A 23186-nucleotide genomic window follows, 5' to 3' on the forward strand; every position below is an offset into this window, starting at 1 on the left:
AGGAAACCCCATGAGGACTCTGATTAAAGCGCGCTGGGTCATTGCATTCGAACAAGGACGCCACTGCGTGATCGACCACGGCCAGCTCGTCTACGAAGGCGAACATATCATATACGTGGGCACTCGTTACGACGGGCATGTGGACCAGATCATTGAAGCACCTGACAGCGTGCTGGCTCCTGGTTTTATTGATACCCATGTCCACTCCGGTCATCGGGCACTGCACAAGCTTCTGGCCGACGGTGGCCGCCCTGCATTATTCGGCCAGCCTTACATGGACGTGACCATTGCACGCCAAGGTACACAAATACGCGGCTACCCCAACTATCTGGATCAGGAGCAAGCAGCAAAAGACCCCGGTATCGCTCTGCATGCAGCCTTTACCGCAGCCGAGCTGCTGCGCAACGGCGTCACCACCTTTGTAGAGCTGGGGGGACACGTGCTTGTCCAGGAGGCATTGTGGACTCAATGCGAGGCTTTAGGTATTCGTGGATACCTGGGCCCTGGCTACGATAGTGGTCGATGGCAGTCCGATGATAAAGGTCAGCTTGAACGTATTCCCTATCCAGACCAGGGCGAGCAGCTCTTCCAGGATGCCCTGGCATTTATTCGCCGTGCACAAGCCCATGAATCCGACCTGATTCACGGCATCCTGGTCCCACGGGAAATTGAAAACTGCAGCCTGGACTTGCTACGTCAAACGGTACGTGCGGCCGATGAGTTGAAGCTACCTATGGCCACACATGCTGGCTACAACGTGATCGAGTTCATGGAGACCGTACGCGAACACGGCTTCACTCCTATCGAGCTGCTGAACCATGTCGGAATGCTACGTCCCACCTTGAATATTGGCCATGCCAACCTGATCTCCAATAACCCAAAAATGAATTATTCGGGTGGAGACGACCTGGGTTTAATGGGACAGAACAAGGTATCCATCTCACACTGCCCGGTCAATATTGTGCGCCGGGCTCGCACCCTGGATAACTGGAAAGCGTATCGCCAGGCAGGAGTCAATATCACCATCGGCAGCGATACCTACCCGCGCGACATGTTCATGAACATGCGTACCGCGTCCTACCACGGGAAAGTCATGAGCCATGACCTGACCGCTGCCAGTGCGGCTGAGGTATTTGAAGCCGCCACCGTGGCAGCAGCGCGCTCCCTGGGCCGGGAAGACTTGGGAAGACTGGCTGCCAATGCCCGTGCGGACATGATTCTGGTGCGGATCGGCCGCAGCGACGTGCTGCGCTATGGCCCAATTTGGGACCCTATCCGCAGCATGATTGAATGCGGCATCGGCGACGACGTGGACACCGTGATCTGCAATGGCAGAATCAGCATGCGAGACGGCGTCATACCGGAGGTGGATCTGCCAGCCTTGCGCCGTCAGGTTCAGGACTTTGCCGAAGACATCTGGCCCAGCCTGCAGGACTGGGATCAGCTCAAACGCAGTGCGCAAGATATGTGCCCCATCAGCCGCTGCACACATCTATAAAAACACCCTCAACGAGGAGACAAGACATGATCAGAAAAACAGCTCTCGCTATTGTCACAACGGCTTTACTGAACACACTTCCGATGGCACAAGCTCAGCAGGCAGATTTTCCGCAAGGCCCTGTGCGTGTCATCGTCCCCTACGGAGCAGGCGGAAGCGCGGACATTTTGGCACGCGCAATCAGCGACAAACTGACTCAACTATGGGGCCAGACAGTTATCGTAGAAAACAAGCCAGGGGGTATAGGTACGATTGGAATCATGAGCGTGGTCAAATCCAAGGCCGACGGCTACACCCTGGTCTCAGTGCCCGTATCTGACTTGGCTGTTAATCCACACCTCTACAAGAAACGATCTTTTGATGTATTGAAGGATCTGGATCCCGTCAGCCAGGTAGGTTCTGTACCCAACGTCTTGATCACGAACCCGGCGCTGGGACTGCACAGCACAGCGGATTTAATCAAGCTGGCCCAGCAACCGGGTCAAAACCTGACCTACAGCTCTCCTGGCGTGGGCAGTCAGGCACATTTGGCCGCCGAAGTATTTGCTCGTAAACATGGGCTGACACTAAACCATATTCCCTATAACAGCGTCTCGGCTGCCATTACTGACGTAGCAGGCGGTCATGTCGATCTGATGTTTGCGCAACTCCCCAGCGCCTTGGGCTTTATCCAAGGAAAAACAGTGACTTTGCTAGGTATCGCCGCTCAACAGCGCAGCCCACTACTGCCAGACACCCCCACACTAACTGAATCCACCGGCGAGACGTACGGCGATTTTATTTCGTGGTCCGGTTTAATGGCGCCAGCAGGCACACCACTAGCCATACGAGAAAAAATTGCACATGATCTAAAGCACGTGATGGACAACACGGATCTGAATCGCGTACTCGCCAGTTCAGGCACCGTGGGAATAGGTAGCACACCCCAGCAGCTGGATGCCGCCATACGCGAAGATTACGATCGCTATGGGCGCATCATTGCCGACCTGAAATTGACCTTGGACTAAATAAAAGAGGGGGAAATAGAGATGGTGGGCGGTACAAGGTTCGAACTTGTGACTTCCACCGTGTGAAGGTGGCACTCTACCACTGAGTTAACCGCCCGGAGCTTTAAAGAACTACAAAAGCTGCGAAGAAAAAAACTATAGCATGGCCCTGATTGATTTACAAGTTCAGGGCCAGCTCTTTTCTTAAATAATTACTCCGTTGCCGGGTTGAGCATCTCACGCCACATGGGCGGCTTCTTGTTCTGCTTTTCCAGCACGTCCATGTATTTCTCGTGCTCGGCCTGATCCGCTTCGGACGCGCGCAGCACTTTCAGCACGCTGGCGTCAAACTTGCCCAGGCTCAGATTGCTGCCATCCCCACCTTGCCCATCAGACTCGTCAAAGTCCATCAGCAAGGCGTCCTGGCCACGGGTCATGGCCAGCCAGACATCAGCCAGCAATTCCGAGTCCAGCAAAGCGCCGTGCAAGGTACGGTGAGAGTTGGAAATACCGTAGCGTTCGCATAGGGCATCCAGGGAGTTACGCTTACCGGGGTGCATTTCCCGCGCGACCAACAAGGAGTCGGTGATGCTGTCGCAGTACTGGGAGAACGGGCCTTTACCTACCTTTTGCAGCTCGGCGTCCAAAAAGCGCGTATCAAAGGAGGCGTTATGAATAATGACTTCCGCACCCTGCACAAAATCCAGCACCTGATCCACCACATCCTTGAAACGTGGGTGGCCGGACAGAAATTCCGTGGTCAAGCCGTGAATTGCCAAAGCTTCAGGATCAGAGTCCCGGTCCGGGTTTAGATACAAGTGCAGATGGCGGCCCGTCAATTTACGATTGAACAGCTCTACCCCACCCACTTCAACAATGCGGTGCCCTTCACGAGGCTCCAGACCGGTGGTTTCAGTATCCAGAATAATTTGACGCATTCACTTTCCCTACAAATTCAATCACAGTAATGGCACTCGACAAGGAGGCTATACAAACAGCTTCCCCGCAGACCAGCACTACAGGTTTAGACAGAGGCCTCGGGCTTATCAATCAATTCCAGTTGCTTGTCCTGCCCTTCTTTCTTGCCCGCAATCAGCGTATAGGCCACGGGCACCACAAACAAGGTCAGCAAGGTTCCCAGGGACAAACCGCCCACCAGCACCCAGCCAATCTGCTGACGGGATTCGGCACCCGCCCCGGAGGCGTAAGCCAGCGGCAAGACCCCCAACACCATGGCGCCGGTTGTCATCAAGATGGGGCGCAGGCGCATCTCGCAAGCGCGCACCACGGCATTGTACAAACTGGCCCCCGCTTCGCGTTGCTGGGTGGCAAATTCCACAATCAAGATACCGTGTTTGGTAATCAAGCCCACCAGGGTAATCAAGCCAATCTGACTGTAAATGGACAAGGTGCCACCCGACAGCCATAGGGCCAGCAAGGCCCCCGTCATGGACAAGGGCACGGACAGCATGATGATGAGCGGATTGCGCCAGCTTTCAAACTGCGCGGCCAGCACCAGATAAATAAAGGCCAGGGCCATCAGGAAAACCAGATAGATGCTGCCCGACGAATCCCGGAATTCTCGTGATTGCCCGTCCAGGTCTGTCTGCACGGTTTCGGGCAAGGTCTTGCGAGCCACCTCATTCATGTGTTCGAGCACTTCACCCAAGGCATAGCCGGGTGCCACCGATGCTTCCACAATGACCGCCCGCAAGCGGTTGAAGTGGTTCAGCGATTGCGGCGATACGCTCTCGCGCACATTCAGAAAGTTGGAAGCCTGCACCATGCCACCGTCTTTGGTACGCACGTATATATCCAGAATGTTTTGCGGGCTGGAACGAGCCTGCTTATCCACCTGCACAATCACGTCGTACTGCTCGCCATCGCTCTTGTAGCGCGTGACCTGACGCCCACCCAGCATGGATTCCAGAGTGCGGCCTACCGCTTCCACCGATACGCCGGTATCGGCCAGCTTGTCGCGGTCTACATCAATACGGATTTCTGGTGTGTTCAAGCGCAAGTCCGTGTCCACGTTCAACAGCCCTGGATAGTCTCGCAGCTCAGCCAGAAAACCGTCCACGATCTTGGCCAGCTCCGGATACGGTGCCTGGCTCATGATCACAAACTCCACTGGCTTGGAAGTGGCCCGCTGTCCCAACGACGGCGGGTTAGTGGGGAAAGCACGCGCACCGGGAATGGCGGAGAAATGCGGTTGCAGTTCACGCGCAATGGATTGCTGGTTACGTGTACGCTCCTCCCACGGCTTCAAGCGCAAAATTGCAAAGGAATCGGTGACGGTAGGGAAACCAATAATGGACTGGTACCCCTCTGTCTCCGGTATGCCGCGATATAGCTCTTCCACCCGCTCCACATTGCGCAAGGTGTAATCCAGCGTAGCGCCTTCGGGCGAATTCACAATCCCGAAAATCACACCTCGGTCTTCAATCGGAGCCAGTTCGCTTTTGATGACCGTAAACAGCAGCCCACTGGTCGCGGCAACGGCCACACCAATGAACAGGACCAGAAAACGCCAGCGCAAGGCGCGAATCAGGATACGGCGGTAGCCTCGTGTCAGCCAGACCAGGAAATTCTCGATACCCTGGCTGACGCGGCCCACTTTCGCACCATGTGGACGCAACATGCGCGAACACATCATGGGCGTCAGGGTCAGGGCCACGAAACCGGATACCAGCACGGCAGCCGCCAAGGTCAGGGCAAACTCAATGAATAATCGCCCGGTACGGCCTGTGGCAAAAGCCAGTGGGGCATACACCGCCACCAGGGTTAGCGTCATGGCAATCACGGCGAAGGCAATTTCACGCACACCCAAAAAGGCAGCCTGCATGGCCGTCTTGCCCTCTTCGATATGGCGGTACACGTTCTCCAGCACCACAATCGCATCGTCCACCACCAGGCCAATCGCCAGCACCATGGCCAGCAAGGTCAGCGTGTTGATGGAAAAGCCCAGCATGTACATGATGGCGAAGGCCCCGATCAGGGAAATCGGAATCGTCACAATGGGAATCACACTGGCGCGGAAACTGCGCAGGAAAAACACAATCACCAGCACCACCAGCAAGATGGCCTCGGCAATGGTGGTGTACACCGAATCAATGGATTTCTGAATGAAGATGGAGCTGTCGTAAGACACGGACAACTTCATATTGCCCGGCAGGCTTTCGTTGATGCGCTCCACTTCTGCTCGCACGGATTTGGACAGATCCAGCGGGTTGGCGGTGGACTGTTTAGTCACACCAATATTCAAACTGTTTTGCCCATTGAATCGGGCCAGTACCCGTTCCTCGGCAGGCCCGATACGCACGTCGGCAATATCGGAAATGCGCACCGGATAACCGGCTGCCTGACTGATGATGATGTTGCGAAATTCCTCGGGCGTTTCCAGGTCGGTGGAGGAAACCACGGAAAACTCGCGTGCATCGGACTCGATACGACCAGCTGGAATCAGCACGTTCTGTTTGCGTAGAGCATCTTCCACATCCTGCACGGTCAGCTGGTAGGCCCCCAAACGGGTGCGGTCCAGGTCGATACGCATGGCGGGCAAGCGCTCGCCAAACACGCGCACTTCGGCGGCACCAGGCAAGACGGACAAGCGCGTTTTAATGTAGCGGTTGATGTAGTCCGAGGCCTCCAGCATGCTGTAGTCGCCGGTATCCACACCTACATAAATAATTGGGGTGGAGTCTGCTTCCACCTTATTGATGATGGGCTCGTCCACCTCGTCGGGCAGGAAACGTCGGGCACGCGATACCTTGTCGCGCACATCAGCCGCAGCGGCATCGGGGGCCCGGTCCAAATTGAATTTAATGTTGATCAGGCTGCGCTCGGAACGGCTGCGTGAAGTCATCACGTTCACGCCCTCGATCCCCGACAACTGATCTTCAAGAGGTTTGGTCACCTGGGACTCGATCACCTCCGGTGAGGCCCCTTTATAGTTGGTGATGACGGAAACTACCGGCTCGTCAATAGCGGGGTATTCGCGTACGGTCAGGCGTTCATAGGAAATGAAACCGACCAGCACAATCACCAAAGACAGAACCGTGGCAAATACCGGGCGACGGATACATAAGTCAGAAAGAACCATGATTCCGTCCTATTGCTGCGGCTGTGTTTGGACGTCGATCACTTCCTGAATATCGACCGGCACTCCGTCACGCACTTTTTGCAGCCCGGCCACCAGCACATTGTCACCCGCTTTCAGATCGCCTGTGACTTGTACCCAGCCCTGCTCGCGTACACCAACCTGCACCTGACGGCGCTCTGCCCGACCATCTTTCACAATATAAATGTACTGATCCTGTCCCGAAGGAGCCAAGGCGGTTTCAGGCACCATCAAAGCCTGGTAACGCGACAGTTCAAGGCGTACCCGGCTGAACAAACCGGGGCGCAAAGCGCCATCTTCATTCGGGACCTGAGCCCGCAGCAAAATGGAACGGCCAGCCGTATCCACCGCCGGGCTGACAGCCAGTACCGAGCCATGGCGGGTTTCGCCCAGGAAGGCGTCAAAGCGCAGTTCCACCGGCATGCCGGCCTTCACATCGGCCAGATATTGTTCGGGAATACGGAAGTCCACGTTCAAGGTCGAAACCGCTTCCAGCTGCACCAGATCCGTACCCGGCCCAACATAGTCACCCACCGAGACATTACGCAAGCCGGTCACACCATCAAAGGGGGCACGGATACGGGTCTTGTCCAGCTGCACACGCGCCAATTGCACTTCGGCTTGCTGAACAGCCAAACGGCTACCGGACTCGTCTTTGGCCTGCTGGCTGATAAAGCCCTGACGGCTCAATTCCGAAGATCGCTTGTGCTGACTATTGGCCAGATTCAAATTTGCCTGTGCCTGATTCAGTTGCGCCTGCGCCATGGCCGGGTCCAATTGAATCAGGAGCTGGCCTTTTTTGACGGGCTGACCTTCTTCAAAGCTGATCGCTGAAATACGACCACTGATCTCGGGCCGCAGCACGACGGACTCTCTGGCCACCAGGGTTCCCACCGCCGCCACATCACGAATCAACTCACTTTGCCGCACGGGTAAAACTTCCACCCGCGTGGCGTCAGACTGCGCCCAACTGGGGCTGCTACTGGCAAACAGTACAAGAAACAGAGAAAAAATCGTGGGACGCAGCGTGGAAATCATGGGCGGCTTATCCTGACCGGCCAGGCCGGTGAAGCTGTCTGACAAAATATGACGGGTGGCTAATAGTACTATCAGCGGGCTACAACTCTGCCCAAGATCTTATAACTGCCTGGCAATTTCCACCCCTTCATTGGCCAACTGATCCGCACGCTCGTTGCCGGGATCACCCGCATGGCCACGCACCCATAACCAGGTCAGCTCATGTTTTGCGGCCTGCTGCTCCAACTCCTGCCACAGGTCGGCATTCTTGACGGGCTTTTTATCGGCAGTACGCCAGCCGCGGGCTTTCCAGCCGGGCAACCATTCGTTCATGCCTTTTTGTACGTACTGCGAATCGGTGTGTACCCGCACCTGGCAAGGGCGTTTCAAGGCTTTGAGAGCCTCGATCACAGCCATCAGTTCCATGCGGTTATTGGTAGTATTGGCCTCGCCACCGCAAATGGCTTTTTCACGTCCGCCATGACGCAACAAGGCGCCCCAGCCCCCCAAACCGGGGTTGCCCTTGCAGGCACCATCGGTCCAAATATCGACAACATCAGTCATGTCTTGCTAATTCCTTCATCGGCAGCGCGTCCAGCAACCACCATAGGCCGACGCACACGCCGACGGTTTTTCTTCCACTTGGGCCCGACCATACGCAAGGCCGGCGTGCGTTTGACCGCACTAATCATGTAGACGGCCCCCGCAAAGCTCCACCAGCGCGCACCGCTTTGCTCCATCCAGGACCAGCGGTCCAGCCAGGACTGCTGACGGCACAACGGTGCATAACAGCCCATCTGCGTACTTTGCACATCAAAGGACAAAAGCTTTAACCAGTCGCGCAAGCGCGAGGGTGACATCACATCTCCCGGCAAGGTAGGCGTGCCTCGCTCCAGACCCGGAATCCAGTCGTGGGCACCCCACAAACTCAAGGGGTTGAAACCCGTCAGGAGAATGCGCCCTTCTGGCACCAGAACGCGCTCGGCCTCTCGCAACACCTGATGCGGGTCGCGGGCGCTTTCCAATGTATGGGGCAGGATTAAAAGATCAATGCTTTGCGTATCAAAAGGCAGATGCTCGGGTTCGGCATAAACCAGGTTCTTCTGCTGAGCGGGCAAGACGCCGGCCTGAGCCGTACATACCTTGCAGGAGATGCGACTATGCGCCAGGAGGTCCCAATGCGGCAATCCAATTTGTATGGCATGATACCCGAAGGTGTTGACCACCTCCGCATCGATTCCGGCTTGTTCCCAAGCCCGCACATATCGCCCCGGTACGGTTTCCAACCACTGGGCAAATTGATCATTCAAAGTCTGCTCCACTGGCGCTCTCTCCCTCTACCATGATGAATGCATTTACCTGGCCTGTGCCAAGCGATGTTCGCCTGATTCCACTACCAGCCCTGAACGACAACTATATATGGGCTTTAAGTCGAAACGGTCATGCCCTGGTTGTGGACCCCGGCCAGGCCGCCCCGGTTCTGGATTGGCTGGAACGCGAGTCCTTACAACTGGATGCCATTTTACTGACACACCACCACGGTGACCACGTTGGAGGTGTCATGGATATCCTGGCCAAGCACCCGGCTCGCGTCTGGGGCCCCGCCAACGAGCGTCTGCCTGCCTGTGACGTGCGTGTCGGCCAGTCCGACAAGGTCGAGTTACCTACTCTGGAACTGACGCTGGACGTGCTGGACATCCCCGGCCATACCGCCGGACACGTTGCGTACTTTGGTCAAAATGAGGTAAAACAGCCCTTTGTTTTCTGTGGTGATACCTTGTTTGCTGCTGGTTGCGGACGCCTGTTTGAAGGCACCCCGGCACAAATGACGGATTCCCTGGGCAAGTTGGCAAAACTGCCATCGGACACCCTGATCTGCTGTGCGCACGAATACACTTTATCCAATTTACGCTGGGCTCTACAGGTAGAGCCGGACAATCCCCAACTGCATGAACGTTGGGAACAGGATAATCTCAAGCGTCAGCAAAACTTGCCTACGGTGCCCTCCACCTTGAAAACAGAATTGGCTACCAATCCATTTCTGCGTTGCGAGACGACTGCTGTTATCAAGGCTGCCGAGCACCATGCTGCCCAGTCCCTTAATAATCCTGTCGAGGTATTTGCCAGCCTGCGCGACTGGAAAAACAATTTCTGAAGATTCCGCAATGAACCTAATGAGACTTTTTGCGCTGCTATGCGCTTTCGTGCTGGCAGGCTGCGCCACAGGCCCCAAGGTCAGCCCTCAAAAAGCCGCCAAGACCTCCACCAGCATTGCCGCCGATACGTCTCGCACCATTGATCTGACCCACCCACCCAAAGACGCGTGGGACCGGATGCGCCGGGGTTTCTCCATCCCCAACCTGCATACCGATCTGGTTGATTACTGGACCAACTACTACGCTTCGCACCCCGAATCCATCCGTACCATGAGCCAGCGCGCCTCGCGCTATCTGTACCACATCATGGACGAGCTCGATGCCCGTGGCCTGCCTTCCGAACTGGCCTTGCTGCCTTTTGTGGAAAGTGCCTATAACCCCGTCGCCTATTCGCGCTCCCATGCGTCCGGTCTGTGGCAGTTCATCCCCAGCACCGGCACACAATACAAGCTGGAGCAGAACTGGTGGGTAGATCAGCGCCGTGACCCGGTCGAGTCCACTCGCGCTGCTTTGGACTATCTGTCTTACTTGTACGAGTTCCAGGGCGACTGGTATTTGGCCCTGGCCTCCTACAACTGGGGTGAAGGTTCGGTACGCCGCGCCATGGAGCGTAACGAACAGGCCAACCTGGATGTTGACTACTTATCGCTGAAGATGCCGGACGAAACACGTAATTACGTCCCCAAACTGCAAGCGATCAAAAACATTGTGGCTAACCCGGAGCGTTATGGCATCACCCTGCCTCCAGTCAGCAATACACCGTATTTCACAGCCGTGCGCAAAAACAAGGACATTGACGTAGCCCTTGCTGCTGAACTGGCTGAAATCTCCGTGGATGAGTTCAAAGCCTTGAACGCTGCCCACAATCGCCCCACAATCCCTGCCGATCGCGGCACCTTGCTGCTGCCCGCCAACAAGGTGGATATCTTCAATGCCAATCTGGCGGCCTACCAAGGCAAGCTCAGTAACTGGAAGGCCTACCAATCCAAGCGCGGCGAAAGCTATCTGTCCATTGCCCAGCGTCACGGCATTACCTTGTCGCAGCTGCGCTCCATCAACGGTTTGGGTAGCAAGAGCACCAAGGCCGTGGCCCAGACACTATTGGTGCCCAGCACCACCTTGGGTGAAGGCAGCCTGCAACTGGCTTCTCTGACCAATACACCTGCCGCCCCGGTAGCGCAAAGCACACGCCGTGCTCGTACGCAAACGGCCAGCGTCAACCGCAAGAATGACACTGTTGTTTTGCGTCGCGGCGCCAATGTGCGCACCCATACGGTTCGACAGGGCGATACACTTTACGCCTTGGCCAAACGGTACGACACTTCGGTGGCAGAACTGCGACGCCTGAACAATATCAAAGGCAGCTCTCTTTCCAGGGGGACACGTTTGCGTGTCCCCGGTTCCAATATTCGTGGCTAAGTCCACCCACTAATTACATAAAGGATTTTCAGCATGGGTTTCCTGCAAGGAAAACGCATCCTGGTCACAGGCGTCCTCTCGAATCGCTCTATTGCTTACGGGATTGCGCAAGCATGTCGCCAACAAGGTGCTGATATTGCCCTGACCTATGTGGGCGAGCGTTTTAAAGAACGTGTTGAAGGCTTTGCCAAAGAACTGGGCACGGATATCGTGCTGCCCTGTGATGTGTCTGAAGACGATCAGATCGAACAGGCCATGGCCTCGCTGGGCGAGCGCTGGGACGGTCTGGACGGTTTGGTGCACTCCATCGGTTTTGCACCCCGTGAAGCCATTGCCGGCAACTTCCTGGACGGCCTGTCGCGCGAATCGTTCCGCGTCGCTCATGACATTTCCGCCTACAGTTTTCCCGCACTGGCCAAGGCTGCCCTGCCCTTGCTCAAAGGCCGCAAGAGCTCGGTGCTGACCCTGACCTACCTGGGCGCTGAAAAAGCCATTCCTAACTACAACACCATGGGCGTGGCCAAAGCTGCGTTGGAAGCCTCGGTGCGTTACCTGGCGGTGGCGCTGGGCGAGTACGGCATTCGTGCCAACGCCATCTCGGCCGGTCCTATCAAGACACTGGCTGCCAGCGGCATCAAGGACTTCTCCACCATTCTGAAATTCGTAGAGACGCACGCTCCCTTGCAGCGCAACGTCACCATTGAAGAAGTGGGCAATGTGGCCTCCTTCCTGATGTCCGAATTGGCCAGCGGTATCACAGGCGAAATCACGCACGTTGACGCCGGCTTTAACTGCATCGTTCCAGGTATGCAGGAGTAAAAGCTAGCATCAGATGCCTACAAGCATCCTGATGACAAAAAGGAACAGGCTTTTGCACTGTTCCTTTTTTTTGGCCCTGGATCAGCTGCAATTTGCGCTACCGGCTTCTTATATAAGCAATAAAAAACATAAATAAATCAGTACACTGACTTTCTCGTTTTCCCTAGTAGGATATAAAAAATAATCTGTGAATAATATTTATGTCAGTGCACTGACTATTAAAGCATAAAAAATCAATCACAGAACTCGATTCTCGAGGAGACACAATGTTCCAACGCCAACCGCGTCTGCTGGCCCTGGCTGGGCTTTTGCTGAGCTGTGCAATGCTGGCCCCCGCCACCGCCAGTGCTAATAAACCAATCGAAATTATCGTCACCTTCCCACCAGGAGGGGGCACGGATTTACTGGCCCGTCTGATTGGGAATTACTTCAACGAACAACTTGGCCAGCCCGCGATTGTGGACAACCGCCCCGGTGCTAGCGGCAATATTGGCGCTCGTATGGTGGCCCAGCGCCCGGCCGACGGTCAGTCACTACTGATGGTCAACAGCTCCTTTGCTGTCAATCCGGCAGTGTTCGACAAGCTGCCGTTCGATCCCAAGAATGACTTCACAGCTGTCTCCAACTTCGCCTTTGTTCCATCGGTCGTTATCGTGCCGGCCAACTCCCCCTACAAGACACTGAAAGACATGCTAACGGCTGCCAAAGAGAAACCGGGCGAAGTGTTCTTTGGCTCTTGCGGCAACGGTACTCCGCAACATCTGGCTGGCGAAATGCTCAACGAAGCAGCGGGCGTGGAAATGGCGCATATCCCCTACAAAGGTTGCGGTGGCGCTCTGAACGATGTGATGGGTGATCAGGTGGGCTCGGCCTTCGTCACTGCCTCCAGCACCCTGCCCTTCATTGAAAGCGGGAAGGTACGTGCCTTGGCTGTGACCTCGGCAGAGCGCAGTCCCCTGCTGGCCGATGTGCCCTCGATCGCCGAGCTTGGCTACCCAGGCTACGAACTGAACCAGTGGCACGGCTTACTGGCTCCCGCTGGCACTCCCGAGCCTGTCGTGCAAAGACTGCATGAAGCAGTAGAAAAAATCATTGCGCGCGAAGACGTGCAAGCCAAGCTGACAAGCCTGGGCTACACCGTTGCCCACGATGGCCCGGCCCAGTTCCAGGCGATGATCAATGCCGACATCGATCGGTTTCGCGAACTGGCACAAAAAATTGGACTGACAATCAACTAAGGACCCACCATGAGCAAACTGAAGTTAAGCGTATCGATTGGCAATTACGACCGTACCCTGGCCTTGAAAGACGGACGTGTCGGCATTGAGGGCTGTGACATCAATGTCGTATCCCTGGAGCCCGAGGAAGCATTTCACCGTGCTTTTCGCTACGAGGAGTTCGACGTTACGGAAATCTCCATGAGCAGCCACATGATGACTACTGCGCGTGGCGACAATCAGTACGTAGGTATTCCAGCCTTTCTGTCACGTGTCTTCCGCCATTCCGGCATCTATGTGCGTACCGACCGTATCCGCAAGCCCGAAGATCTGAAAGGCAAAATCATTGGTGTGCCCGAATACCAGATCACAGCTAACGTCTGGATCCGGGGCATCTTGCAAGATGAGTTCGGTATCCACCCCAATCAGATCAAATGGGTACGCGGAGGGATCGAAGAACCAGGCCGGGGCGAGCGCGCTCCCATTGATCTGCCAGATGACATCAGCCTGGAGCAGATCCCGGATGACCGCACCTTGTCGGACATGTTGGAAAAAGGCGAAATCGACGGATACATCGGAGCACGAGCACCTTCATGCTTTCTGCGTAACGCCCCCAATGTGGGCCGTCTGTTCGGAGATGAGTACGTGGAAGTAGAAAAAGACTATTTCCGCCGCACGGGCATCTTCCCGATCATGCATATGGTTGGCATCCGCAAGTCTCTGGTACAGGACAACCCCTGGCTGCCGGTCAGTGTGTACAAGTCCTTTCTGAAGGCCAAAGAACTGGCCGTGCATGAACTGAACGAGTTGTGCCATCTGGCTGTCACCCTGCCGTGGATGGTGCACCATCACAATGAAGCCAAAGCCTTGATGGGAGAGGACTACTGGCCCTATGGCCTGGAGGCAAATCGCCACACCATCCAGACCTTTGCGCAGTACCACCACGATCAAGGCATGTCGCAACGCCTGGTCAAGCCCGAGGAACTGTTCGCGGCCTCCTCGCTGGACCTCTCCAAGATATAAGGCAAAACCGGCATGAAGGCTCCCGTTTTCAATTACTACGCCCCCGAAACGCTGGCTCAGGCACTGGGCTTGTTGGCCAATCAGGAAAACGCCCGTGTATTGGCTGGAGGCCAGTCCTTGTTGGCCATGCTCAATATGCGCTTTGCATTTCCGGACACGCTGGTCGATATCAACCAGTTGCCCGAACTGTCCTACCTGCAAGAGCAAGAGAATGGCGATATCGCGATGGGTGCCATGACACGCCAGCGCGACATTGAATTTTCCGAGCTGGTGGCAACACGTCTGCCGCTCTGGAAGGATGCAATCCTCAACGTCGGGCATCGCCAGACCCGTAACCGAGGAACAGTGGGCGGCAGCCTTTGTCAGCTGGACCCTTCTGCCGAAATACCGACAGTCAGCATGGCGATGGATGCTGTGTTGACCGTCGCCAGCATACGTGGAGAACGAACACTTTCAATGGCCGATTTCCCGGCAGCCTACATGACCCCCAACATGCAGGCTGACGAGCTATTGATCCGCGTCCAGGTGCAGCCGTGGCCCGCCAGTCACGGCTGGGCTTTTCTGGAGTTCTCCCGTCGGCATGGCGATTTCGCCATCGTGTCCTGCGCTGCGTTGCTGTTGCTGGATGAAGCCGGCTTGGTGAGTCGCGTCAGCATCACCCTGGGCGGAGTAGGTGCATTTCCCCTTCGCATGACCGAGGCAGAAAACGCCCTGCTGGGCACCCCGGCCAGCCCCTCAGATATCGAACTGGCCGCCGAACTATGTGGCCAGGTCGATGCTTCCAGCGATAGTTATGTCCAGGGCTGGTATCGCCAGCGGCTGGCCAAAGAATATACGGCGCGCGCCCTGCGGCTAGCGCTCTCTCGTACAGGACAACGGCATGAATAACCCCCTTCCTTCGGGCAGTCGCCCCATCACCCTGTGTGTCAATGGCCAGAACCTGACAGCCCATGCCGAGCCTCGTGTCAATCTGGCCGATTTCCTGCGCCACGATCTGGGTTTGACAGGGACCCATGTGGGCTGTGAGCACGGCGTCTGCGGCGCCTGCACCGTGCAGATTGACGGCCACTCAGCCCGTAGTTGCCTAATGCTGGCAGTACAGGCCCAAGGCAAGCATATCCGCACCATTGAAGGCCTTGCCAACGAGCAAGGCTGCTGGCATCCCATCCAGGAAGCCTTTCGCGAGCTGCATGCCCTGCAATGCGGTTTCTGTACGCCGGGCATCCTGATGTCAGTCGTCGAACTGCTGGAGAACCACAGCGATCCCAGCCCCGAACTGATACGCGACGTGCTGTCCGGTCATCTATGCCGCTGTACCGGCTACCAGAATATTGTGCGTGCGGTACAGAAAGCCGCTGCTGCGATGAGGGCCAGCCATGCTCATGAATGATCCTCACCAGCAGGAACAAGGCGCCTGCGGTCTGGGGCACTCCTTTCTGCGCCTGGAAGATGAAGCCTTGTTAACCGGGCAGGCCCAGTTTCTGGATGACATCCCCATGGAGGGTGTATTGCATGCGTGCTTTGTACGGAGTCCTCACGCGCACGCACGCATTCGTTCCATAGACCTGTCGGCGGCCCGAGCCTTACCTGGCGTACACGGAGTATTTACCGCGCAAGACCTGATGGGCGAATTAACTCATTGGCGTATGCCATTGGGCTTTGCCTTTGCCGTACTACCAGAAAATACCGTCCCCTTTGTCCTGGCACGCGAAGAAGTCGCCTTCGTTGGCGAAGCGATTGCCGTGATCGTCGCCCAGTCCCGTCACATAGCCGAGGATGCTGCTGCACTGGTGGCTATCGACTTCGAAGTCCTGCCAGCGATTTCTGACCTGCGTCTGGCTCTGGAACCGAACGCAGCGGTGGTACGCACCGAGCTACAAAGCAATAGCCTGCAAAACTACACGCTGGCCTATGGCGATATCGATGCCGCCTTCCTTGATGCAGACATCCTCATCGAGGAGTCATTTTCAGCCCACCGCGGCTGTGCTCATCCCATCGAAGGCCGAGGTGTGCTTGCACGACTGGACCCCGCCGGCAACGAGTTGACCGTTTGGTCATCCACCCAGATGGCACACGAACTGCACTACACCCTGGCCCTGATGCTGGGCCATCGCGAAGATCAATTACGTGTGATCACCCCCGACGTAGGCGGCGGTTTTGGGGCAAAGTTCATGATCTACCCCGAAGAAATCGTCATTCCAGCTGTCGCCCGCCTGCTACGTCGTCCCGTCAAATGGGTAGAAGACAGACGCGAGAACTTCCTGACCTCTATTCAGGAGCGCGACCAGGTATGGTCAGTATCTCTGGCGGCCGATAAAAACGGGCGCATACGCGGCCTGCGTGGCAGTTTCATCCATGACCACGGAGCCTACACGCCGCAGGGCACCAACGTCCCCTACAACGCAGCTTCATCCATGACGGGCCCCTATATCGTTCCGGCTTTCAGTCTGACTGCTGACGTGGTCTACACCAACAAGGTGCCAGTCGCTACGGTACGCGGCGCAGGCTATCCGCAAGCCGCTTTCGTCATGGACAGATTAATGGACCGGCTCGCGCAACAGATCGGCATGGACCCTATCCGCTGCCGCGAACTGAACCTGATTCCTGCCGCCAAAATCCCCTACACCAAGCCGCTGAAATCCAGAGCGGGTATACCACTGGTTATCGACAGCGGAGACTTTCCCCGCATGCAAGCCATGGCAGAGCAGGCGATGGACCGCGACGGTTTTGAACAACGACGACAGGCTGCCCTTGCTCAAGGCCGTTATCTGGGCCAAAGCCTGGCTAATGCCGTCAAACCTACCGGTCGCGGCCCCTATGAGTCGGCCACCGTCAAGATTTTCCCATCCGGTCGAATTGCCGTGTTCACGGGAGCCCTGGCCATGGGCCAAGGCATCAAGACCTCGCTGGCGCAGATTTGCGCAGCACATTTCGGCGTGGAGCCCGCAGGCATAGACGTTCATGCCGGCGATACACGTCACATCGGTGTGGGGATGGGCGGTTTCGCAAGTCGCCAGGCGATTATGGCAGGTACAGCCGTTGAACAGGCCTCCCGGCAACTACGTCATAAAGTGCTGCTGGCAGCAGCGGCCGTGCTGAAAGTTCCTCAAGAAACCCTGAACATTTCTTACGGCATCGTGCGTAGCAGCGCAACTGACACAACCATCAGCCTGGCTCGACTGGCCATGGAGCTCAAAGGTGTGCCGGGCTACAGCCTGCCTATCAAGACAGACCCTGGTTTGGAGAGCACCGCTCATTTTCACTGCGACGAGCAAACCTACGCCGGATCCACGCACGCCTGTGAAGTGGAGGTAGATGCCAGCACTGGCGCTATCCACATCACACGCTATCTGGCTGTGCAAGATTGCGGCACGCTCATCAACCCGATGATCGTGGAAGGTCAGGTCGTTGGCGGGGTCGTCCATGGTCTGGGCAATGCCTTGTTCGAACAGATGGCCTACGACGCCGAAGGTCAGCCCTTGTCCACCACTTGTGCAGAGTATCTTCTGCCCACCGCCCCGGAAGTACCAAATATCGAGGTGCTGTTCTGCCCCTCGCCCACACACTTGAATCCGCTAGGAGTCAAAGGCGTGGGCGAATGCTCCACCATCGCCGTCGCCGCCGTCGTCATCTCAGCCGTGGAGCAAGCACTGTCACCGCTGAATGTGCGCATCAACGAGTTCCCACTCAGCCCTATGCGGCTACTGGAACTGATCGATCAGGCCACGCAACCGACACAATAAAACAGGAAAGCTGCCATGAATTTCAAAAACCGGTTTCATATTCCTCTACCACTGGATCAGGCATGGACGCTCATGCTGGATGTACCGCGCATCATGCCTTGCCTGCCCGGAGCCAAACTGACTGATGTCTTGGACGGCAACAAGTACCAGGGTTCGGTTTCAGTCAAACTCGGCCCCATCAAGCTTTCTTTTGATGGCACTGCGGAGCTGGTCAACACCGATGAGGAAAATCATATTGCCTATCTGCGTGGCGCCGGTCTGGACCCCAAGGGACGCGGTTCAGCCAGCTCGGACTTCAGCTTTGCGCTGACACCGTCACCAGAAGGAGGCACCGACGTGGAGGTCAGCACAGAGCTGACCTTGTCAGGAGCGGTAGCCCAGTATGGACGCGGCAGCGGCATGATCGCCGAAGTGGCCGGACAGATCCTGGGCCAGTTCGAGCGCAATCTTGCGCGCATGGTGCGGGGTGACACCAATCCTGCACAGGGCTCTGACGCCCCCGTCTCCCCCAGCAGCCAGGGCATGACAGCCGCAGCTGGCGCTGCGGTTGCCAACATGCCCTCAATAGCTGCCACGCCAGTTTCCACTATCGAAGCCCAAGCCATCCTTTATCAATCCCAAGCCGTGCTCGCTCAAACCCAGCAGCTACAGGCCCAGATGCAACAAACCCTGCTAAGGCTGCAAGCACGTGGCCGACAGGATGATGACTCTGCAGGCGAGCTCAATATGCTATCTATCGGTCTCAAAGCCTTCTGGTCGCAGATACGTTATCGAGTGGGAAGACTGTTCGGGCGCAAGGACCCCGCGTAAAGCTTACGAGGAAACTAAGCGCCTTGTACCCGGCGCTTAGACTGCCCCTGAAAATGCCAATCAGGTATCAATCAGCAGCCAACACGCAGTAATTAAAATCGCCTGACAAACTCTTGATTTAAAAAAGAGAAACTTTCACCAAGCAAAAGCGATAAAGCAGCACACTGATTATATTTTTCAGCAAGTCGGGAAATAACTGAGAGACTGAGCATGGACAGCACCAGGTGGAAACGAATACAAAATAAGAATGCAGCGCCTACCTTTCCAAGTCTGGCGCTGTCCTCCCTATAATCGCCGACCTTGTTACTACTGCCCCGTTGGGGCTTATCCTGCCATCAAGCTGTGGCCTCACCAGTCACAGCTAATGGGTCACACTCTTGATGTCTGGCTTAAGCATGAAGAATCACACCGCGTTAAAGCAAGAGAAAGGACTGAAATCCGGCGAGGCCGAATCCCTCGGCCCAGTAAAAGAAGAAAATGCCGAATTATTTCGGCAAAAGCTGTGGTCGCGTTCCGGCTTTCTGGTTCGACGTCTGAACCAAATCCATTACGCCATGTTCTACGAAGAATGCAAAAGCGATATCACCCCTGTCCAGCACGGGGTACTGTCCGTCCTGATGGGCTCACCCTGGTTAGACCAAACAACCATAGGCTATGAGCTTGGCCTGGACCGCACGACCTCTGCAGAAGTTATCCGCCGTCTGGAGGAGAAAGGACTGCTGGGACGACGCGTCAACCCTGATGATCGCCGCTCGCGTCAAACCTACATTACCGAGGCCGGCCTGGCCGTCATGCAAGGACTGAGCGCTGGCATGAACAAGGCACAGGAACGTCTGCTGGACCCACTGACCACCAAGCAACGTCAGGTATTCATGGATATGCTGACCCGCATTGTGGAGCACAACAATCAATATGGGCGCGCAGCCCTGAGGAATATGTAGCCTGATCGTAAATTTGAGCAAAACCCCGATCTAGCTCACTTTTATCCCAGTCTTTATTCGCCCTGCGCCCCCTCTTCCACAAAGTCGCTGCGCAAAATCCCATGCCGCTGCAGCTTGTCGTAAAAGGTTTTGCGCGGGATGCGCAGATCCTGCAAGGTCGCCTTGATATCGCCACGGTGACGCGCCAGCGCCTGACGTATCTGCTGCGACTCGAATTGCTCCATGCGGGCGGGCAGGCTCAAGTCCTCGCTGTCCAGCTCCTTGATCTCCGGATGCTGCACACCTAATACCTCACGTTGCGCAAAGTGCGCCAGCTCGCGCACATTGCCCGGCCAATGGTGTGATTGCATATAGGCCAGGCTGCGCGCATCGGGCATCTTTTGCGGCATGCCGTACTTCTTGGCAGCCAGCGCCGCAAAGTGGGCGAACAGCATGGGGATGTCCTCCTTGCGCTCTCGCAACGGTGGCAGACGCAAGGTGACCACATTGAGTCGGTAATACAAATCGGCGCGGAAGTTGGCACGCTGGGCAGGGTCGGACAAATCCACCTTGCTGGCCGCCACCACGCGGATATCGACCGGATGCTCTTCGTTCGAACCCAAAGGAGTCACACAACGGGTTTCCAGCACACGCAGCAAGCGAACCTGCGCAATCATGGGCATGCTTTCGATTTCATCCAGAAACAGCGTGCCCTGATGTGCATGCTCCACACTGCCCACGCGTCTGCGCTGCGCGCCGGTGAAGGCCCCCGCTTCATGACCGAAGAGCTCGCTTTCAATAATGGTTTCGGGCAGGGCGCCACAGTTCAGCGCCACAAAACGGTGTTGGGCTCGGGCGCTCCAGCGGTGCAACAACATGGCCACCACTTCCTTGCCTGTGCCGGTTTCCCCTTCCACCAGCACGTCCACATCGGACTGAGCCAGATGCCGCAAAGTGCTGCGCAAATTGACCATGACCTCTGAATTACCCAATAGCGCCGGGCCTTGGCCGTCCTCGTCCAGTTCCTCGCGCAAGGCACGGTTTTGCAGAACCAGGCTACGCTGCATGGCGGCATGGCGTATCACCGTCAGCAAGCGTTCGGCCTGATAGGGTTTAGTCAGAAAATCAAAGGCGCCATCGTGCATGGCCTGTACGGCCATATCAATATCGCCGTGGCCGGTAATCAGCACGACCGGCTGCTCGGGATCGCGAGCATGCAAGGCTTGCATCAGCGCCAGACCATCCATGCCCGGCATGCGAATGTCCGTCACCACCACGCCGGGATAATCCTTGGGCAAGCGACTCAGGGCCTCCTGCCCGCTGGCACAGGCCACCACTTTCAGGCCCGCCAGTTCCAGACTTTGCACCACGGCGGCACGCAAGTCCGCATCATCATCAACAAACGCGACTTCCATTCTTACCTCTCTCCCTGGCCCAGCTCGCTATCGGCATTGCGCAGCACGATGTGAAACGTGGCTCCGCCCAGGCGCGAAGGCCCTTCTTCCAAACGGCCACCCAGGGCCGCCACAATATCGTGCGAGATCACCAACCCCAGGCCCACGCCTTGCCGGCGGCTGGAGCTAAAGGGGGTAAACAGGCGCTGGCGGATTTCCGGACTCAGGCCGGGGCCGTTGTCGGAAACCACAATGCGCACATGCTGCTGCTCGCTCATCACTTCAATACGAATGCGCCCCTGACGGCTCCCTTCCAGAGCATCAAGCGCATTACGCAGTAAATTCACCAGAACCTGTTCCAGGCGTACCGGCAAAGCCCATACACGCACAGATTCGTTCACGCCTTCCAGCTCCAGATCTACGCCCTGTGCCCTTGCCCGGTGTTCCAGCAACTGCCAGGCACTGTCCACGGCTGAGCGTACCCGTACCGGGCCCTCCTGCTCCTGGGGCTTGCGGGCGTAATGACACAACTGGGAGGTGATGCTGCCGATGCGTTGGGTCAATGTCTGGATACGAGACAAGTTCTGCCTGGCCGTTTCCGTCTGGCCCTGATCCAGCAAACGCAAGGTGTTGTCGGCATAGACCTCAATCGCCGCCACGGGCTGGTTGATTTCGTGAGCGACACCAGCCGTCACCTGCCCCAGAAAGGACAGTTTCTCGGCCTGCTCCAATTGCTCCCGCAGATCACGCGCACGCGACCGGGCTTCTTGCAGGGCCTGCATCTCCTGTTCCAGGCGGCGACGCGCCACCTGCAACTGGGCGGTGCGGGACTCCACCGCTTCTTCAAGGGCATCACGCAGCAACTCCTGCCGCGCCTGGGCTTCCCGTCGCTGTTGATTGCGTTGCAGCGCCAAGGCCGTCAGCACCAGCGCCGCGAATAACAGTCCCATCACCGTCAGACGGGATTGAAAGGCCTGGGTCTGCAACGCGGCATCCATAGGAGCCATCGCATGCAAAGTCCAATCACTGCCTGCGACTGGCTGCTGCACATGCAAAAAGCGCTCCTGCCCCAGTGTCCAGAAAGAGGCCCGTTCGCCGGAATCCGACATGCTCAAGCCCACTGATTCCAAGGGCTCATTACCAAACTGCTGACTGGCCCGCAGCTTGACCAGTTGCTCGGGCGCGGCTTGATCCAGACTATGCAAACGCCAGTCCGGTTCACCGCTTAGCAGGATCACGCCATTGGGATCACTGACAAACATGCGATCGCCATAACCTTCCCATTCTTTTTCCAGCAGATCGAATACCAGCTTGATGACGACCACACCAACGGGCTTGCCATCCTGATCTTGCACCATGCGTGAAATGTACAAACCCGCCTTGCCGCTGGCAGTCCCCAAGGCAAAGTATTCAGCATGCCCCTGCTCCAGGGCTTTGGTGAAGTAAGGGCGGAAACCGTAGTGATTGCCCACGAAGCTGTCGGGCTCCTGCCAGTTACTGGACACAAGCGTCTGCGAATGAATATCCAACAGGTACAGAACAGGAGCGCCCGTATCTTCGGCCAATTGCTCGAACTTGCGATTCAAAGCCTCGGCATCACCATAGGCAGGATTGCCCATCAGGTATTGGCGCAGCGCCTCGTCCTGGGCCAGCGCAAAGGACAGGGTGTGAAATTTGTCTCGGATCGTCCTGATCCAGCCCGCATTGCCGCGCATCAATGAGTCAAGCCGCTGCTCGCTTTGTGCCAGCAAGCGAGCCGTCCCCAAATCGGCCGAGCGCCAGAAGGCAAACAGCCCCAGCACGACGGCCAAGCTCAGCAGCAGCAACCATTCGAGCCTGAAGCGCCGCCGCATGCCCGAAGAAACCGGAATGGAGTTCATGAAACCTGTGCGAAATATCGCCAAAAAAGAGTAATAGCTGTGCGGATTTTCGCACACATCAGCCGCAAGCGGGAAAGTCTTCTGCCGGCAAGCCGCTTATTTGCTGCTTTCCCCTTTACGCACAGATTGGCACGGATGTTGCTTTAGTCATGAGCTTATGGGCCGGGGCATGGATCCCGGCGAG

19 protein-coding genes and 1 tRNA gene are annotated in these 23186 nt (G+C 56.7%); 12 read left to right on the forward strand and 8 right to left on the reverse strand.

Annotated features, from left to right (window positions below; all coding sequences use genetic code 11):
• The first annotated feature begins 10 nt into the window (after positions 1–10).
• Complete coding sequence (locus KOE80_RS04120) at positions 11–1498, forward strand: chlorohydrolase family protein (RefSeq protein WP_226348420.1); 1488 nt, start codon at positions 11–13, stop codon at positions 1496–1498.
• A 26-nt stretch (positions 1499–1524) separates the two neighbouring features.
• Complete coding sequence (locus KOE80_RS04125; RefSeq protein WP_226348421.1) at positions 1525–2505, forward strand: Bug family tripartite tricarboxylate transporter substrate binding protein; 981 nt, start codon at positions 1525–1527, stop codon at positions 2503–2505.
• 22 nt (positions 2506–2527) lie between these two features.
• Here KOE80_RS04125 and KOE80_RS04130 read toward each other — a convergent pair.
• From KOE80_RS04130 to KOE80_RS04155, 6 genes are all read right to left on the reverse strand, one after another.
• Positions 2528–2602: transfer RNA gene (locus KOE80_RS04130), tRNA-Val, on the reverse strand.
• Positions 2603–2696: 94 nt separating this feature from the next.
• Positions 2697–3422, reverse strand: coding sequence for a DNA polymerase III subunit epsilon (dnaQ, locus tag KOE80_RS04135; protein WP_009460833.1), 726 nt, complete (start codon positions 3420–3422; stop codon positions 2697–2699).
• Positions 3423–3508: 86 nt separating this feature from the next.
• On the reverse strand, positions 3509–6586 hold the full coding sequence (locus tag KOE80_RS04140; protein ID WP_009460831.1) for an efflux RND transporter permease subunit: 3078 nt from the start codon (positions 6584–6586) through the stop codon (positions 3509–3511).
• A 9-nt stretch (positions 6587–6595) separates the two neighbouring features.
• Entirely contained in the window at positions 6596–7642 is a 1047-nt protein-coding gene (locus KOE80_RS04145; RefSeq protein ID WP_009460829.1) for an efflux RND transporter periplasmic adaptor subunit, read from the reverse strand.
• Positions 7643–7741: 99 nt separating this feature from the next.
• Positions 7742–8185, reverse strand: coding sequence for a ribonuclease HI (gene rnhA / locus KOE80_RS04150; protein ID WP_022983314.1), 444 nt, complete (start codon positions 8183–8185; stop codon positions 7742–7744).
• Positions 8182–8943: a class I SAM-dependent methyltransferase gene (locus KOE80_RS04155; RefSeq protein ID WP_009460825.1), complete on the reverse strand. Its 762-nt coding sequence runs from the start codon at positions 8941–8943 to the stop codon at positions 8182–8184. The genes rnhA and KOE80_RS04155 overlap by 4 nt, the downstream gene beginning before the upstream one ends.
• Before the next feature lie 23 nt (positions 8944–8966).
• On the opposite strand from KOE80_RS04155, the gene gloB reads away from it, so the two are divergent.
• From gloB to KOE80_RS04205, 10 genes are all read left to right on the forward strand, one after another.
• The gene (gene gloB / locus KOE80_RS04160; RefSeq protein WP_035273550.1) at positions 8967–9776 is read left to right on the forward strand and encodes a hydroxyacylglutathione hydrolase; all 810 of its coding nucleotides are present in this window, start codon (positions 8967–8969) and stop codon (positions 9774–9776) included.
• Positions 9777–9786: 10 nt separating this feature from the next.
• Positions 9787–11196, forward strand: a complete 1410-nt coding sequence (locus tag KOE80_RS04165; RefSeq protein ID WP_026485385.1) for a transglycosylase SLT domain-containing protein — start codon at positions 9787–9789, stop codon at positions 11194–11196.
• Between the two features lie 33 nt (positions 11197–11229).
• The gene (fabI, locus tag KOE80_RS04170) at positions 11230–12015 is read left to right on the forward strand and encodes an enoyl-ACP reductase FabI (RefSeq protein WP_009460819.1); all 786 of its coding nucleotides are present in this window, start codon (positions 11230–11232) and stop codon (positions 12013–12015) included.
• A 266-nt stretch (positions 12016–12281) separates the two neighbouring features.
• The gene (locus tag KOE80_RS04175; protein ID WP_060186711.1) at positions 12282–13253 is read left to right on the forward strand and encodes a tripartite tricarboxylate transporter substrate binding protein; all 972 of its coding nucleotides are present in this window, start codon (positions 12282–12284) and stop codon (positions 13251–13253) included.
• A 9-nt stretch (positions 13254–13262) separates the two neighbouring features.
• Positions 13263–14255, forward strand: coding sequence for a 4,5-dihydroxyphthalate decarboxylase (locus KOE80_RS04180; RefSeq protein ID WP_088452186.1), 993 nt, complete (start codon positions 13263–13265; stop codon positions 14253–14255).
• A gap of 12 nt (positions 14256–14267) precedes the next feature.
• Positions 14268–15143, forward strand: coding sequence for an FAD binding domain-containing protein (locus tag KOE80_RS04185; RefSeq protein WP_035273480.1), 876 nt, complete (start codon positions 14268–14270; stop codon positions 15141–15143).
• Positions 15136–15645, forward strand: coding sequence for a (2Fe-2S)-binding protein (locus KOE80_RS04190; RefSeq protein WP_088452182.1), 510 nt, complete (start codon positions 15136–15138; stop codon positions 15643–15645). Before KOE80_RS04185 ends, KOE80_RS04190 begins: the two co-directional genes overlap by 8 nt.
• A complete protein-coding gene (locus KOE80_RS04195; RefSeq protein WP_226348422.1) occupies positions 15638–17998 on the forward strand; it encodes a xanthine dehydrogenase family protein molybdopterin-binding subunit in 2361 nt (786 codons plus the stop codon). Before KOE80_RS04190 ends, KOE80_RS04195 begins: the two co-directional genes overlap by 8 nt.
• Before the next feature lie 15 nt (positions 17999–18013).
• The gene (locus KOE80_RS04200; protein ID WP_115634393.1) at positions 18014–18808 is read left to right on the forward strand and encodes an SRPBCC family protein; all 795 of its coding nucleotides are present in this window, start codon (positions 18014–18016) and stop codon (positions 18806–18808) included.
• Positions 18809–19188: 380 nt separating this feature from the next.
• Entirely contained in the window at positions 19189–19749 is a 561-nt protein-coding gene (locus KOE80_RS04205) for a MarR family winged helix-turn-helix transcriptional regulator (protein WP_226348423.1), read from the forward strand.
• 53 nt (positions 19750–19802) lie between these two features.
• Here the strand turns inward: KOE80_RS04205 and KOE80_RS04210 are convergent, their stop codons facing one another.
• Positions 19803–21143, reverse strand: coding sequence for a sigma-54-dependent transcriptional regulator (locus tag KOE80_RS04210; RefSeq protein WP_042486267.1), 1341 nt, complete (start codon positions 21141–21143; stop codon positions 19803–19805).
• A gap of 2 nt (positions 21144–21145) precedes the next feature.
• The gene (locus tag KOE80_RS04215; RefSeq protein ID WP_226348424.1) at positions 21146–23002 is read right to left on the reverse strand and encodes a sensor histidine kinase; all 1857 of its coding nucleotides are present in this window, start codon (positions 23000–23002) and stop codon (positions 21146–21148) included.
• Positions 23003–23186 lie beyond the last annotated feature (184 nt).

This window comes from Alcaligenes sp. 13f (assembly GCF_020496585.1).
In the GTDB taxonomy this organism is placed as follows: Bacteria; Pseudomonadota; Gammaproteobacteria; order Burkholderiales; family Burkholderiaceae_B; genus Alcaligenes; species Alcaligenes phenolicus.